The organism is Saccharopolyspora sp. NPDC003752, from assembly GCF_053605825.1.
Genome location: NZ_JBSGJZ010000004.1, coordinates 96,610 through 111,655 on the forward strand (window position 1 = coordinate 96,610; position 15,046 = coordinate 111,655).

Annotated in this window: 16 protein-coding genes; 15 read left to right on the forward strand and 1 reads right to left on the reverse strand. The window is 70.5% G+C overall.

The window, feature by feature from the left end; genetic code table 11:
* Positions 1-47: 47 nt before the first annotated feature.
* Positions 48-1,607, reverse strand: coding sequence for an FAD-dependent monooxygenase (locus ACWEV3_RS07395; protein WP_452613056.1), 1,560 nt, complete (start codon positions 1,605-1,607; stop codon positions 48-50).
* 1,729 nt (positions 1,608-3,336) lie between these two features.
* On the opposite strand from ACWEV3_RS07395, the gene ACWEV3_RS07400 reads away from it, so the two are divergent.
* The 15 genes from ACWEV3_RS07400 (at position 3,337) to fabG (ending at position 15,032) form a co-directional block, all read left to right on the forward strand.
* Complete coding sequence (locus tag ACWEV3_RS07400; protein WP_452613057.1) at positions 3,337-4,167, forward strand: hypothetical protein; 831 nt, start codon at positions 3,337-3,339, stop codon at positions 4,165-4,167.
* A gap of 47 nt (positions 4,168-4,214) precedes the next feature.
* Positions 4,215-5,009 (forward strand): hypothetical protein, encoded by a 795-nt coding sequence (locus tag ACWEV3_RS07405; RefSeq protein ID WP_452613058.1) that lies wholly within the window; start codon positions 4,215-4,217, stop codon positions 5,007-5,009.
* A gap of 194 nt (positions 5,010-5,203) precedes the next feature.
* Positions 5,204-5,455: an acyl carrier protein gene (locus ACWEV3_RS07410; protein ID WP_452613059.1), complete on the forward strand. Its 252-nt coding sequence runs from the start codon at positions 5,204-5,206 to the stop codon at positions 5,453-5,455.
* A 96-nt stretch (positions 5,456-5,551) separates the two neighbouring features.
* On the forward strand, positions 5,552-6,787 hold the full coding sequence (locus tag ACWEV3_RS07415) for a beta-ketoacyl-[acyl-carrier-protein] synthase family protein (RefSeq protein WP_452613060.1): 1,236 nt from the start codon (positions 5,552-5,554) through the stop codon (positions 6,785-6,787).
* Positions 6,788-6,818: 31 nt separating this feature from the next.
* Entirely contained in the window at positions 6,819-7,961 is a 1,143-nt protein-coding gene (locus tag ACWEV3_RS07420) for a beta-ketoacyl-[acyl-carrier-protein] synthase family protein (protein ID WP_452613061.1), read from the forward strand.
* Positions 7,961-8,905, forward strand: coding sequence for a beta-ketoacyl synthase N-terminal-like domain-containing protein (locus ACWEV3_RS07425; RefSeq protein ID WP_452613062.1), 945 nt, complete (start codon positions 7,961-7,963; stop codon positions 8,903-8,905). Before ACWEV3_RS07420 ends, ACWEV3_RS07425 begins: the two co-directional genes overlap by 1 nt.
* A gap of 86 nt (positions 8,906-8,991) precedes the next feature.
* Positions 8,992-9,750, forward strand: a complete 759-nt coding sequence (locus ACWEV3_RS07430) for an alpha/beta fold hydrolase (protein ID WP_452613063.1) — start codon at positions 8,992-8,994, stop codon at positions 9,748-9,750.
* Between the two features lie 41 nt (positions 9,751-9,791).
* Positions 9,792-10,796, forward strand: a complete 1,005-nt coding sequence (locus ACWEV3_RS07435; protein ID WP_452613064.1) for a hypothetical protein — start codon at positions 9,792-9,794, stop codon at positions 10,794-10,796.
* A 30-nt stretch (positions 10,797-10,826) separates the two neighbouring features.
* Entirely contained in the window at positions 10,827-11,153 is a 327-nt protein-coding gene (locus ACWEV3_RS07440) for a hypothetical protein (RefSeq protein WP_452613065.1), read from the forward strand.
* A 1-nt stretch (position 11,154) separates the two neighbouring features.
* Positions 11,155-11,562, forward strand: a complete 408-nt coding sequence (locus ACWEV3_RS07445; RefSeq protein ID WP_452613066.1) for a hypothetical protein — start codon at positions 11,155-11,157, stop codon at positions 11,560-11,562.
* A gap of 2 nt (positions 11,563-11,564) precedes the next feature.
* Positions 11,565-11,957 carry a hypothetical protein gene (locus ACWEV3_RS07450; protein ID WP_452613067.1) on the forward strand — a complete coding sequence of 131 codons (393 nt, stop codon included), beginning with the start codon at positions 11,565-11,567 and terminating at the stop codon, positions 11,955-11,957.
* A gap of 44 nt (positions 11,958-12,001) precedes the next feature.
* The gene (locus ACWEV3_RS07455; protein WP_452613068.1) at positions 12,002-13,111 is read left to right on the forward strand and encodes a beta-ketoacyl synthase N-terminal-like domain-containing protein; all 1,110 of its coding nucleotides are present in this window, start codon (positions 12,002-12,004) and stop codon (positions 13,109-13,111) included.
* A gap of 42 nt (positions 13,112-13,153) precedes the next feature.
* Positions 13,154-13,414 (forward strand): acyl carrier protein, encoded by a 261-nt coding sequence (locus tag ACWEV3_RS07460; protein WP_452613069.1) that lies wholly within the window; start codon positions 13,154-13,156, stop codon positions 13,412-13,414.
* Positions 13,414-14,295 (forward strand): 3-hydroxyacyl-ACP dehydratase FabZ family protein, encoded by an 882-nt coding sequence (locus ACWEV3_RS07465; RefSeq protein WP_452613070.1) that lies wholly within the window; start codon positions 13,414-13,416, stop codon positions 14,293-14,295. The genes ACWEV3_RS07460 and ACWEV3_RS07465 overlap by 1 nt, the downstream gene beginning before the upstream one ends.
* Positions 14,292-15,032, forward strand: a complete 741-nt coding sequence (fabG, locus tag ACWEV3_RS07470) for a 3-oxoacyl-[acyl-carrier-protein] reductase (protein WP_452613071.1) — start codon at positions 14,292-14,294, stop codon at positions 15,030-15,032. Before ACWEV3_RS07465 ends, fabG begins: the two co-directional genes overlap by 4 nt.
* Positions 15,033-15,046 lie beyond the last annotated feature (14 nt).

A 15,046-nucleotide genomic window follows, 5' to 3' on the forward strand; every position in this document is an offset into this window, starting at 1 on the left:
GTCGCGCGCCGCGAAGGTCAGCTCAACGGCCCTTCCGCGGAGCAGCGTCACTTCTTCTTCGCCCGGCCGTACCGCAGCATGCCTTCCAGCCACTCGTCGAGGCCCGCAGACTGCGGTTCGCCGCGCCACGCCAGGTGACCGTCCGGGCGCACCAACCAGACCTCGTCGGCCTCCGCGCGGGCCTTCTTGTTGGCGGTGTTCGACGCCTTGCGCTCCAGCACCTCGAAGTGCTTCTCGCCCAGCCGCTTCCGGACCACGTCGACGCACGGGTCCGCGCCGCCCGCGGGCACGAGCAGCACCCAACGCCCGCGGAACTCGTCGTACAGCCGGGTGCGGCGGCGGTCCGCCGAGCGAACGCATTCGAAGTCGCCCACCATGTCGCCGGGCCGTGGCTTGGCGTCGAACCGGGATCCGCCGCCCAGCGGGCCGTCCCGATAGGTCTCCCAAAGCTCGGAATGCGAGAACGTGGTCAGCTGCTCGAATCCGGGGATCTTGACGATCGGTGCCACCACGCGATCCCGCACGAACCGCACGATCGGGTTGCGCATCTTCTCGATCTGGCTGGGCGCGGTCTTGCCGAGGACGATCTCGGCCGCGATCGGGCGGCGCTCGCCCTGGTAGGTCTCCAGCAGCGCCTCGCTCGCCTTGCCCTGGATGACGAGGGCGAGCTTCCAGGCCAGGTTCTCCGCGTCGCCCATGCCGGTGTGGATCGCGGGCCCGCCGAACGGCACGTGCGGGTGGGCGGCGTCACCGGCCACCAGGACGCGGCCTTCGCGGTAGTTGTCCACGATCCTGGCGTGCGAGACGAACGTGAGCTTCGTGGTCGTGTCGCGGAACTCGATGCCGCCGTAGGGGGAACGCTCGGCCAGCACGGTCCGCACCCGCGAAACGATCTCGTCGTCGGTGGGCTTCTCGGTTCCCTGGTCGGGGTCGAGGGCCAGGAGGCGCCACAGGTTGTTGGCGCCATCCGGGTCGATCATCGGCATCGCGCCGACCCGCCCGTCGGGGTGGATCCAGCTCGTCAGCCCGCCCCGGTCGAGGTCCCAGTCGATGTGCGCGTCGACCAGCAGGTAGCGCTTGCTGCGGCCGATGTAGCCGATCCCGGCGGCCTTCCGGACCATGCTCTCGGCACCGTCGCAGCCGACCAGCCAGCGGGCGCGGACCTGCTCGCCGTTGGCGAGCACCGCGGTCACGCCGTTCGGGTCCTGCTCGATGTCGACCAGTCCGCAGTCCCATTCGACGGCTCCGCCGAGTTCGGCCCAGTGCTCCCGGATGGCCGCCTCGATCTTGCCCTGGTTGATCAGCATCGGGGGAGCCAGGTTCTCCTTGCCCGGCGTGGTGTAGCGCAGCCGGATCGGCTGGAGCCCGAGGTGGGCGGTGGCCCTCGTGAGCAGCGGCGTCTCGTTGGGCAGGTTGCCCAGCGAACCCATCCGCTGCATCACTTCGGATCCCGGACCGTGCACCGAGCTCGACAACCGCACGGGCGGGCTGGGGGCCCGGTCCATCAGTCGTACCGAAACGCCCTGGAGCGCCAGGTAGTTGGCGAGCGTCAGGCCCGCCGGTCCGGCGCCGATCACCAGCACGTCTGTCGTTGATTCACTGCTCATTCTGGGCTCCACGGGGGGTGATTTATCGGGACCTTGCGACGATCGCCCTCGCGTCACCTAGTCCAGGCCTGGATCCAGCGCGAGGACGCCGGCCGTCCCCGGGGGTGGCCCGGGGAGGGCGGTGGTGAGGGCTGTTGGTCACGCTTTTCACATGCCGTTCGGGCGAGTGCCCTGGGCGGGTCCGGATTCGGGTCCCGCTGACGGCCGGACGATCCTGATCGGCGTGCCGGGCTCCGCGCCGGGGCCGGTGGTTCTCGGTCCGTCCTCCGCGCCGTCTTCGGCTGCCGCTGTACTCACTCCTTCCGGATTTCCTGCGAGAATGAGCAGAATGTAGGGAGATCGCGATCTTGTGCACAAGCGTTGGGACACCAAGTTGCCACCGCCGCGAGTGCCGGCGGACGGCGCTTCGGAGGGGTGGCAGTTACCTGCCACCGGCCCCGGTGCCGCCGCGGGTGACCGCAGGGGACGTTCATGGTGGACGAGGTGTTCAGCCGGCGGCGTGCACTGATGCGATCGACTCCCTCGCGGTGATCGCGGCACCAATTCGGCCTCGATGGCCGGGTGCCTGTTGGTGCGATCTGCCGGAATGCACGGGTCGTGGCAGTCCACAGTGAACCGGTGTGAACGGCGGAGCGGAAAGGACCCGAGGGCCGTGGCCGAGGGCTGGTGGTTTCGTCGCAGCACTGGGCGGTCGAGGAAGACAGGGCTCGGAGCCGTCGACGCGTGGCTGACCGAAGCGGGGGCGCTGCACCGGAGGTCGGAACATGCGGCAAGGGTGCATCCGCCGGAGCGATCGGATCCGGGCGCGGCGTGGCCGTTTCGGGACGAGATGGCGGAGGTGCGGCGGCATCGGCCGGGTCCGCATCGCGCCAGCGCTTGGTCCCCCCTCGTCAATTCCTCTCATCCGGTGATCTCGTCTTTTCGCCGGTTGCCCGAGTGCCAGGTCACGCGAGCTTGGATCACTCGAACGGGCTCCGGCAATCCTTTCGAGGCAGTGTGAAAGGTGACGGTCGCGGTGTGTGTGCCAGATCACAATCAAGTGCTTTTGCTTGAGAAGCGCCAGCACCATCGCGCTTGCGGCACTGAGGCCGCAAACACATTCGTCGGGGGTGTGCAGATGAGCAATCCCGTCGGTGCCGGCGCGCCGGGCGGCCGTCGGCTCGTCCGGCCGAAGAGCTTCCGCTCCGGCGGCGATCGTGTCATTCGGACGGTGGAGGTGCGCCTGTTCCGAATGCGGATCATGTTCGTGCGCGCGAGGAATTCGCCGCCCGCCGCGGCATCGTGCGGCGGGCGGCAGGCGGCGGGGAGCGGGGCGTCGTCCGTCGTGGGAGCGGCCGAGGAGCCTGCCGCGAGACCGGCTCCCCGGTGGGCGCCGCGCGGCCCGCACGCGTTCCGGTCGCGCTCCTCGGTTCGTGTTCGGTTTTGAGGATGGGCACCGGAAAGCGGTAGCGCGGTGACGATTCACCCTGGGGCGAAAGATGGTTGGTGAGCTTCTCGCTCGCTGGCTAGTGTTGGCCCAGGTGGGTGGCTGAAGATCTCGGCCAAGACGGCGTAGTCCGCTTCTCGGAGTGTGCGGCGGGCGCCGTTCTCCCGCGTGTTCGGCGGTTTTTCGGTTCTGTGGTTTCGCCGGTCCGGCGAAGCGGTTCCTTCCTGCTGCTCGCGGGGAGGTCGGGTGGGCTTGTTGGCAGTTCGTGCTGATCGAATGCGACTTGGATGGGCCAGGAGTCGAATGGTGTTCGAGTTGGCTTTCGCTTCTGAAGGTTCGGTAGGAGGCCTGCGCGAGATAGCCGCCAGGGCGCGGCGGGGCGCTGTCGACGACGTCGGCGCTGTCGACGACGGGCTGGAACGTTCGCTGCTGCGGGCGAACGAGCTGATCGAGACCGCGGTGCACGAACACCGCCGGAGATCGTCGCAGAGCTCCTTCGTGATGGTCGGGCTCGACGAGGACCTGCGGTGCACGGTGGAACAGATGGTAGCGCGGGCCGAGAGATCCGTGTTCATCGCGGTCTCACTCCCCTCCGATGCGGAACTCCTCTGCCGGACAACAGGAATCGGTCCGGCGGTGGGCGTCCGGGTGCTGAGCGCTCCGCAAGCTTTGCGGGTGGACCGCGCGGTGGAGATGATGCGTCGGCCGGAATGCGAGATCAAGCTCTCCCGGAGCCCCCTGCAGGGAGTCGTCCTGGTGGACGGCCGGCTCGCGTTGCTGCGGTCGAATCCGGGAGCCGCCGACCGGCAGGCGTCGATCATCCGCCTGCCCGCGGTGGTCCGGGCACTGGAATCGCTGTTCGTCGCCTCCTGGGAGACCGGCAGGCCGCTGCCGGACCACCTGCTTCCCCTTGAACGCCGGAGCGCGGAGCCGGTGCGGCGGATCTTGGAGCACCTGCGGGCCGGCCACACCGACAGCCAGTCGGCGAAGAAGCTCGGCATCTCGCTTCGGACCTACCGCCGCCAGGTGGCCTGCATCATGCAGGAGCTCGGGGCCAAATCGAGGTTCCAGGCCGGTGCCCTGGCGGTCGAAGCGGGCCTGCTGGACGCGCGGGGCACGGCGCAGGATTCGTGAACATCTCGGGTCGGGTGGGAGGAGAGGCGAACGCGGTGGAGCATTCGATGGTCGGGGACCAGGCGGAGCACGGGCGTGCCAGCGAGCAGGCGGCGTTCGGGAACCTGGGGGATGGGATCGAGCAGGCGTTGCTGGAAGTGCGTGCGCTCATCGGGGCCACAGTCGCCGAGCACCGCGAGAAATCCGCATCGGACCTGGCGTTCCGGGTCGTGGGCCGGGACGTCGACGCGGCGCTGGAGGCGATGGCGAACCTGGTCGGCCGGGCGCGGAACAACGTCGAAGTGGTGCTCGCCTCGAACTCGGAGTGGCGCATGTCGGCGCGTTCGGTGCTGCGCAACCTGGCCCGCTTCGCGGGCGACCAGGTGCGGGTCAGGTTGCTCTGCGCCCCCGCGGTTCTCGATCTTTCGCTCTTGCGGGCCGGTGACGAGCAACGGGCGCCGTTCGAGGCCCGGTTCGGCCGGATCAGTTCGCTGGTGGCCGTCGTCGTCGACGGGCGGACCGCGCTAGTGCGTTCGGACGCGACGTGCGACGGGCAGGCGGTCGTCGTCCGCGCCGCGCCGGTGATCCGTGCGCTGGAGGACCTCTTCGCCGATGTCTGGCGCAATGCGCGTCCCGTGGCGAATCCCGTCGACTTCGGCGGCCGGGCGCACACCGAGTTCGCGCAGCGGGTGTTGAAGATGCTCTACGACGGCCACACCGATGCGGTGGCCGCGCGGGAACTCGCCGTGTCGGTCCGGACGTACCGGCGCTACGTCGCCGAAATCGTGGAGTTGCTGGGGGCGAACTCGCGCTTCCAAGCCGGCGTGCGGGCCGCCGAGATCGGCTTGCTGCCCGCGTCGTGACTGCTCGATTTCTTCTTGTGCACCAAAGGAATCGAGTGACAGCTGGTTGCCAACCAGGTGGTCCGGCAGCGCGCGGCCGACGGCCGGTGGCAGCTTGTGGCCGCAGGCCTTGTTGTTCGATCGGGGCCGGCAATAGCGTCGAACCACGCTCGCGCGGAGGTCGCGAACCACGAGTTGGTGCGGAAAGGGGCGTTATGGCTGCGCTTTTGGAAGAACGCAAGGAAGAGATCAAGGACATCGTCTGCGACATCCTGGAGATCGATCCCGACGAGCTGACGGACGTGAGCCTCTTCAAGGAGGAGCACGACGCGGACTCCCTGCGCGCGATCGAGATCCTCGCGGCCCTGGAGAAGAAGTTCGGCGTCGTCATCGACCAGTCCGAGCTGGGCCGGATGGTGAACCTCGACGGCGTGTACTCGGTATTCGTCGAGGCGGCCGAGAAGTAGCGGGTCCGGCGGTGCCCGGATCGCCGGGATCCTCCTCCCGGCTTGGAAATCTCCTGCCGAACGCCCACGCAATGACGCCCAGGAGGCGAGGAAGCCATGCGCGACGCCGCGACCCATCGCGTTGTCATCACCGGTATCGGTGCGGTTTCCAGCATCGGCATCGGGGTACCGGACTTCCTGGCAGGGCTGCGCGCGGGCGACAGCGCGGTCAAACCGATCAGCGCGTTCGACACCCGCGGGTACGAGCACTCCTTGGGTTGCGAGATCGATGATTTCGAACCGCATCGGTGGATTCGCAACATCGCGCCCGACGATCTCGGCAGGGCGAGCCAGTTCTCCGTCGCCGCGGCCCGCATGGCCGTCGACGACGCCGGGCTCGGCGAAGAGGATCTGCGCGAGCGGCGCTGCCTGAGCGTGATCGGCACGACCGACGGCGAGGCTCGCGATCTGGACCAGCTGGTCGAGACCGAACTGCGGTCCGGGCCGGGGGACATGGACCCGGCCGTGGCCGCGCGAGTCCCGGCGGGCCGGCTCTCGACCGCGGTCGCCGACGAGTTCGGGCTGCGCGATGTCGAGGCGGTGACGCTTCCGACCGCGTGCGCTGCCGGGAACTACGCCATCGGCTACGGCTTTGACGCCATCCGGGCCGGCGACGTGGACTTCGCCCTCTGCGGCGGCGCGGATGCCTTGTGCCGCAAGACGTTCACCGGATTCTACCGCATCGGGACCATCGCCCCGGAGCGGTGCCAGCCCTTCGACAAGGACCGCAAGGGGATCCTCACCGGAGAGGGCGCGGGCGTCCTCGTGCTGGAGAGCCTGGAGTCCGCCCTGGCCCGCGGGGCCCGCATCCACGCCGAGGTGCTGGGGTTCGGGCTCAACTGCGATGCGTTCCACCCGGTCGCGCCGAACGAGGACAGCGTGGCCAGGTGCATGCGGCTCGCCCTCGACGACGCGGGCGTCAAGCCGGGCGAGGTCGACTTCATCTCCGCGCACGGCACCGGGACCAAGGCCAACGACGTCACCGAGGCCTCGGCGATCCGGCGGGTGTTCGGCGCGGACACCGCGCCGCGCACGATCTCCATCAAATCGATGCTCGGGCACACCATGGGCGCTGCGAGCGCGCTCGCCTCGATCGCCTGCGTGCTCGCGATCACCGAGAACTTCATCCCGCCGACGATCAACCACGTCGAGACCGACCCGGAGTGCGGTGTCGACTGCGTGCCCAACGAGGCGGTCGAGGCGCAACCGCGGATCGTCCAGAACAACGGGCTCGCGTTCGGCGGGAACAACGCCGTCGTGATCTACGGCAAGTACGAAGAGGAGCGGGTGTGACAAGACTTTGCGCGCACAAGAGGCGTTCCCGATGAGCTGTCTGATCACCGGCACCGGAGCGGTGGCGAGCGTCGGGAACACCGCGGCCGAGGTCTTCGACGCGCTCTGCGCGGGCCGCAGCGGACTGGCGCCGCTGCGCGGCTTCGACAGCGACAAGTTCCGCGCCAAGAACGCCTACGAGATCGATGACCGCCCGGCGTCGGGAGGTGACGTGCCGTCGCGCGCCACGGACTGGCTGCTGCGAGCGGTTGCCGAGGCGTTGCGGGACGCCGGTCTCGGCGAAGACCTCTCCGACGTTCCCGTGCTCGTCGGAACCGGGCTGCGCGAACTGCGGTCCGTCGAGCTGAAGTGGCGCGACGGCGCCGAGTTCGACCTCGACCGGTTGCACTTCGGCACGGCGCTGCGGGAACGCTTCGGAGCCACCCGGACCTACACGCTCTCCAACGCCTGCTCGGCTTCCCTGCACACGTTGGCGATGGGCAGCGACATGATCGCCACCGGGCTCGCCGACACCGTCGTCGTCGCCGGCGTGGACACCGTCACGGAAAGCATGTTCGGGCTGCTCGACCGGGTCCAGCTCGATCCACCGGACCGCGTGCGGCCGTTCGACCGGGCCCGCAAGGGCACGCTCATGGGCGACGGAGCGGCGGCCGTGGTGCTGCGCCGGGACGATCCCGCGGCACTGGCCGGGGCCAGGGGCCGGCTGCGCGCCGTGAGCATGAACTGCGACGCGGGCCACGCGACCGCGCCCGACGCGCACAGCATCGCCGGCGCCATTCGCGCCGCGCACGAGCTCGCCGGTGTCAAAGCGCGTGACATCGACCTGATCCTGTTGCACGGCACGGGAACCCCGCTCAACGACGAGGCGGAGGCGACCGCGCTCAGCGAGGTCTTCGGCGCCGACGTCGAGCTGCCGCTGCTGACGGCGCTGAAGTCGATGACCGGCCACACCTCGGGCGGGTCGGGGCTGCTGAGCCTGATCGTCGCGGTGCTGGCGCTGGCATCCGGCCGGATCCCGCCCGCCACCGGCCTGACCGACCCGACGTCCGATGCCGAGCGCTTCCGGTTCGTCCGCGACCGTCGCCGGTACCCGGACCTCGGGCTGGCCCAGGTCAACGCCTTCGGCTTCGGCGGTGTCAACGCGGTCGCCGTCGTGGAAGGGATGGACGGCTGATGCGGATCGTCGTGACGGGTGTCGGCCTGGCACTGCCCGGCGCTGAAGACCTCGCGGCGCTGCTGCGCACCGACGGGCAGCGCGGCGAGCCGGTCGACCCCGGGGCCCGGATCGGGCGCCGCGGCCTGCGCTACAAGGATCGCGCCTCGCAACTCGCCCTGTGCGCGGCGGCGGAGGTGCTGACCGACGCCGGTTTGCGCGCGGCGGACGGCGAGTTGACCGTCGCCGGTGAATCGGTCGCCGTCGTGGCGAGCTCGAACCTCGGCAACCTGGACACCGTCTGCGAGATCGCGTCGGCCATCGCCGAGGAGTCGACTGATCGCATCAGCCCGATGGCCCTGCCCAATGCTTCGAGCAACGTCGTCGCGTCGTCGGTCGCCATGAAGTTCGGCCTGCGCGGCCCGAACCTGATGCTCTGCAACGGTCCGACCGCCGGCCTGGACGCCGTGCACTGGGGTGCGGCGCTGGTCGCCGCCGGCCGGTGCGAGCGCGCCCTCGTCGTCGGGGTGGAGACGCGCAACCACGTGGTCGAGGCCCTCACCGGCGAGGTCGACCTGCTGGACGGCGCGGTCGCGCTGGTGGTGGAGAGCGACGAGGCGGCGCGAGCGCGCGGTGCGCGGGCGGTCGCCGAACTCGGGCAGTACACCCGGGAAGGCAGCGTCGCCGCGTGCGTCGACAGGGTGCTCGCCGGCGGCGGTTCGCCCGGCATCTGGTTCACCCCGGACGCCGCCGAACGGCCGGAGGTCACGCCGGGAACACCGCGCCACGACGTCACGGGTGCCTTCGGGCTCGCGTCCGGTGCGCTCGGTGTGCTGCAGTGCGCCGCCGCGATCGGCTGGCTCGGCACCGGTGGCGCCGGTTCCGCGCTGGTCACCGCGGGCGACGACGCGGCCGACGGGGTCGCCGGAATGGTGTTGTGGTCAGCGGGGAAAGGGGAGCGATGAGTGCTGACACGTCGGCTTCGCCGAGCCAGGTAGCCCTTCTCGGCGGCCAAGAACCGGTCGCAGTGCGGTGCGCTAGGAAGGCGGAGGTGCCCGACGACCCGATTCGCGTCCTCCTGGTGCACGGGCTGTGCAGCAACGCCGCGATCTGGGACGCGTTCGTCGCGCTGGCCGACCCCAGGTGCGAGCTCTGGGTCGCCGAACTTCCCTGGCGCGGCACGGGAATCGCCGGATGGACATCGCTGCCGGTCGAGGAGTGGATCGGCCAGGCGGTCGCCCAGCTGCCGGGTGGTCCGGACGTGGTCATCGCGCATTCCTTCGGGACCAACGCCGTGCTCAGTTGGCTCGACCGGCAGGACACCGGGCCCAGCGGCCGGATCGCGGTCGGGAATCGGGAACTGCGCGGCGTCGTCCTCGTCTCGCCGCTCTACCGCGCCGAACCGGAGGACTTCGACTGGGATTCGATCGGCTACTACCTGCACAACTTCGACCAGATCCTGGCCGCGGGCATGCGCGTGCGGCCGGGCAGCAGGCGCCTCTCGCCCGAGCAGCGGCTGGCCATCGCGGTGAAGGTGCGCGACCTCATCGGGCCCTACGGCTGGATCCGGTTCCTCGACACCTACCTGCGGATGCCGGAGGTGCGCACCGAACGGCTGCTGATGCCGTTCCTCGTCGTCGGCGGCGAGTCGGATTCCATCGCGTTCCCCGCCGACTCGGAAGCCCTCGGCAAGGCGCTGCCGGACGCTTCGGTGCACATCCTCCCGGGCAGCGAGCACTTCCCGATGGTCGCGTCGGCGGAGTCGTTCGCCGACCTGGCAAACACGTTCCTCCGCACCCTGTCGGCCTGATCACCGCCAGGAGCCCGTCCACCCAACATGGAGCGCAACCGATGACCGCCGACACCGAGCCGGTACTGACGAAGTCCTTGTTCGCCAACACCACCCACGTGGCGCTGCGGCCCCGCTACGAGGGCTCCAACATCTGCACGTGGATCGGCTTCAAGCACGTCAACTACCTCGTCGAGGAGGCCGTGCTGGAGCACTTCCGCAGCGCGGGCCTGGGCGCCCGGGGCCTGTTCGAGGCATACGGCCTGGGGCTGGACATCGTCGACCTGGACACCCGCATCCTGCACGCGCTGCACATGGACGACCTCGCCGATGCGGAGGTCGTCTCGGTCACGAAGCCGGGCGATCCGGTGCTCGGCTTCCGCGTCACGCTGAGCCTGGAGCGCGCCGGGCAGCCGACCAAGGCGGTGGTCGCCAAGGTCAAGGTTTCGCTGCGCCCCACCGACTACCTGCCCGCCGCAGGTGAACCACCCGCGGAACTGGCCGGTTTCGTGGTGCCGAAGCTCGGCGCGCACCTGCCCGCCGCGCGCCCCACCGCGACCGTCGAGCCCGCCGACAACACCGCGCTCCAGCAGGGGCGCGGGACCACCGGCGGCGACCCGGTGCTGGAGCGGCTCACCGCCGGGGAGAACGCCTTCGGCTGGAAGTGGCGCATCCCCTACCCGTACTGCCACTTCACCGAGCGGCTGCAGATGTCGGGCTACCTGCGGCAGATGGAGGAGGTCGTCGACCTGTTCCTCGCCGATCGCGGCATCTCCATCCGCGAGCTGCTGGCCGACCGGCGGTGGATCCCGGTCGTCCCGCACTCGAACATCCAGATCCTGGACGAGGCCCTGATGGAGGAGGACCTCTACACCATCTACACCGTCGAGGGCATCTTCAAGGACTTCACCTACACCTCGCGGATGGACTGCTACGTCGTCCGCGACGGCCGGCTCGTGCAGACCGCCACCGGGCGGATCACCCACGGCTACGCCCTGATCGAGAGCCGCAGCGACTGGCGGCTGGTCAACTTCGACGAGCGCGTGGTGCGCGCACTGGGCGGCTGACGGGTCCACACGGCGCGGGAACGGAGACCCATGCACGAGTACTTGCTGATCGAGAGCGGCGGCCCCGGCGCGGGCGCCGGGTGCGACCGGTTCGTCGGCGACGCGGTCCGGTTGCTCGAAGGCGGCTGCGCGGTGTCGCTCCTGCTCATCGAGGACGCCGCGCCGGCCGCGGTGCGGGATGCGTTGCCGAGCATCGACGGATTCCTGCGCAACGGCGGCGAACTCTGGGTGGATTCGTTCTCCCTGCGGCAGCGGGCCGTGCGAGCCGAAGATCTGGTCCCCGGCGTCCGGGTCGTGGAAATGGCCGACGTCGCCGGGAAACTGCTGGAGACGGGACTGCGGGCGGTGTGGCACTGAGATGGTGTTCGCGGTTCCGCACACTGACGTGCTGCTGAAGGTACTCGGCGCGCCGCATCAGACCGAGCTGGTGACCAGCGTGTTCCGGTTGGCGGATGCGCTGCTCGACCGCGGCGCATCCGTGCAGGTCTGGACGTGCGGCGACGCCACCGGCCTGACCCGGGTCAGCCTCGGCGACAGCAAGCCGATCAACTTCGCCGATCGGCACGCCGACCACCCGTCGACGGCGCGGCTCGTGCGCGAGCTGCTGAGCGCGCACCCGGATCGGCTCGACTGGTACGTCTGCCGCTTCTGCTGCGCGGACCGCGGCGCGGCCGAGCAGATCCCGGAGGTGCGCAAGCGCCCGCCGGCCAGGTTCTGGGAGCACGTGCAGGCGACCGACAAGGTCCTGGCGATGGGGGTGTGCTGAGCGTGGCGAGCAGAAGCACCCTGATGATCATCGAGCGCGCCTACCGGGGATCGGTCGAGTCGCAGTTCGCCGACGTCCTCTACTTCGTCCGCGAACTGCACCGCCAGAGCGGCGGTGTCGACATCGAGCTGCGCGGGCCGGCGGCGGGGTTTGCGGTGGACACCGAGTTCGAACCCGCCATCCGCATCGCCGGCCGGGTGCTCGACTCGCTGCCCGACCCCCGCCACTCGCTGCGGCAGCTGCTCGACGACGGCGTCGGGGTCCGGGTCGAGGAGCCGGACCTGGCGGCCCTCGGCCCCAGCGCGCGGGACCGCCTGGTTCCCGGCGTGCACGTCGTTCCCGCGAACGAGCCGGCCTCGCGCTGGCCCGACTACGAACGGGTCTGGTTCTTCTGAGCCCGACTGCCCCGATCCGCCCGTCACAGCCGGAGGAAACACGAATGGCCCCCACCGCCGCCGTCGGCAACCCGGTCATCTCCGCGTGGTCCACCATTTCCCCCTTCGGGTTGAGCAGCGCCGAGTTCGCCGCAGGGCTGCGCTCGGGACGCAAGCCCGCGGGCCGTCTCGACCGCGGCGAGTGGCGAGTGCCGTTCGAAGAGGCGCACCTGGTGCCCGGCTTCGACATCAGGTCGGTGCTGGGCAGGCGCGGCACCCGCTCGATGGACCGGGCGAGCGGGCTGGCCGTCGCCGCGGTCGGCCGGCTGCTGGACGGCGCCGGCGGCGAGCGGCTGCCGGGCGTTGGCGAGGACACCGGGCTGGCGCTGGGGACCAGCACCGGGAGCGCCCAGAGCATGATGGACTTCACCCGGGACTCGCTGGTCGGCGAGCGGCCCTACCTGGTCGACCCGGCGCGCTTCCCGAACACGGTGATGAACTGCGCCGCCGGTCAGTCCGCCATCTGGCACCGCCTCAAAGGACCCAACACCACCATCGCCGGCGGGCGGGCCACCGGACTGCTGGCCCTCCAGTACGCGCTGCGGCTGCAGCGGGCCGGGCGGGCGGAGACCTTGCTGTGCGGGGCGGTCGAGGAGTTCTCGACCGCGCGCGCTTGGCTCGAATGGCACGCCACCGATCGCCGGGACAACGTGCTGGGCGAGGGCGCCGCGGTGTGGTTGCTGGAGCGCGCCGGTACAGCCCGGGACAACGGCAGGCCGGGCATCGCCGAAGTCATCGGCCTGGAGTTCGGATTCGCCAAGGACGGGCAGGAGATCCGCCCGGTCCTCGGGGCGGGCCTGCGCCGCCTGCTGGATCGGTCCGGGGTAGCGCCGGAGGAGATCTGGGCGGTCGCCGACTCGCAGGCGCCCGGCGCCGACGGGGAGGAGGAACGCGCGGCCATCGCGGACGTGCTCGGCACCGCCACGCCCCGGCGCGTGCCGTGCGCGGAGTCCATCGGGGACACCTCCGCGGCGTCCGCGGCGTTCCAGATCGCTGCTGTTCTCGCACTTGCGGAGGACGGCGGGGCAGGCGGTGCCCGGACGGTCCTGGTCACCTCGGCGGAATCGAACGGCGTCGTCGGAGCGGCCCTGCTGAAGCTGGTCGACCCCGCCTGATCCGGGAAGTAGCGCAGTACCGCCACGAAAGGGATGCACACGATGCCCGACACCAACGCGACGCCCATCGACCTGGAGGACCTGCGGCGCATCGTCGCAGAGGTGCTCGACGTCGAGGTGTCCGACGTGACCGACGACGCCCGGTTCGTGGAGGACCTCGGCGGCGATTCGCTGCTGGCGTTGGAGGTCATCGTCGTGCTGGAGAAGAAGTACGGGGTGAAGTTCACCGAGCCCGAGGTGCAGGGCCTGACGTCCCTGCCGAAGACCCACGACCTGCTCGCGGCCAAGTTGGGGGGCGCCTGATGCGCGCGGCGTGCAGCCCGATCGCGGGCGCGATCGAGGTCGCGGGCCAGGAGCTCGCGATGGTCATCGAGCCCTGCGAACCCGTTTTCGCCGGCCACTACCCGGGATTCCCGATCTTCCCCGGGGTGAGCATCGTCGAGTTCGTCCACCGCGGTGCGCTGGCCGCCATCCCGGAACCCCAGCAGCGGTGGGAACTCTCGGGCATCGACAAGGTCCGCTTCACCAGCCCCGTCTTCCCGGGTGACTCGCTGACCGCGGACCTCCGATGGCGGCGGCGCAGTGCCGGCTGGGCCTGCACCGCCTCGGTCGCCACCGAGCGCGGGCCCGCCGCGCAGGTCCGGATCAGCTTCGCGGAGGCGGGCGCGGCGACCGCGGGGGGCGGCGGAATCGACGGGATCAAGCGGATCCTGCCGCACCGGTACCCGATGCTGCTCGTCGACCGGGTCGTCGATCTCGTCCCCGGCGAGCGGCTCACCGCGCTGAAGGCGGTCACCTGCAACGAGCCGTGGTACCGGGAGCTCGCGGACGACGCCGACGACGAGGACTACGACTACCCGGGCGTGCTGCTGCTCGAATCCTGGTGCCAGGCGGCGGGATTGCTCATCGCGGGGGCGAAACCGAACCCCGACGTGCGTACCGGAACGGTGATGCTCTTCGGTGGGATCGCCGGCGTGCGCCGCACCGGGCGGGTCCGCCCCGGCGACGTCGTGGAGCACCGGGTCCGCTTGGCGCGGACGTTCACCGACACGGCGATCTTCGAAGGGGAGAGCGCGGTCGGCGGCGAGGTCGTGATGGAGATCGACCAGGTGGTGATGGCGCTGCGACCGGCATCCGAACTGACCGGCGCGGCGGCGGCCGGAGCGGAGGGGACGGGCGGATGACGGAGTCGGACAGGCGGGTCGCCCTGGTCACGGGCGGATCGCGGGGGATCGGCAGGGCGACCGTGCTGCGGTTGGCGCGGGGCGGGTTCGACGTGGCGTTCTGCTACGCGTCGAACCCCGAAGCGGCCGCGCTGCTGGAGAAGGAAGCCGGCGACCTGGGGGCGCGGGTGGTCGCCAAGCAGGCGGACGTGTCGCGGGCGGATGCGGTGCGCGCGCTGGTCGCCGACGCCCAGGAAGAACTCGGGCCCATCGACGTCGCGGTGACCTCGGCGGGCATCGTCCGGGACAACCCGCTGCTGCTGATGAAGGACGAGGACTGGCACCAGGTCCTGGACACCAACCTCGGCGGCACCTACCACGTCTGCCGCGCCGTCGTCTTCGAGATGATGAAGCGCAAGCGGGGTTGCATCGTCAACATCTCGTCGGTGGCCGGGGTCCACGGCAACGCCACGCAGACCAACTACTCGGCGTCCAAGGCCGGGATCATCGGCTTCACCAAGGCGCTCGCCAAGGAGGTCGGGAAGTACGGCATCCGCGCGAACGTGGTGGCGCCGGGCTTCGTCGAGACCGACATGACCGCCGGGCTGTCCGAGAGCACCCGCGCGGCCGCGGCGGCGAACATCGCGCTGGGGCGGTTCGGCCGACCGGAAGAGGTGGCCGACATGGTCGGTTACCTGGTGTCCGCCGAGTACGTGACCGGCAGCGTGCTGCAGATCGATGGCGGCATCGTCATCTGAGCCGGCCGAGGAGC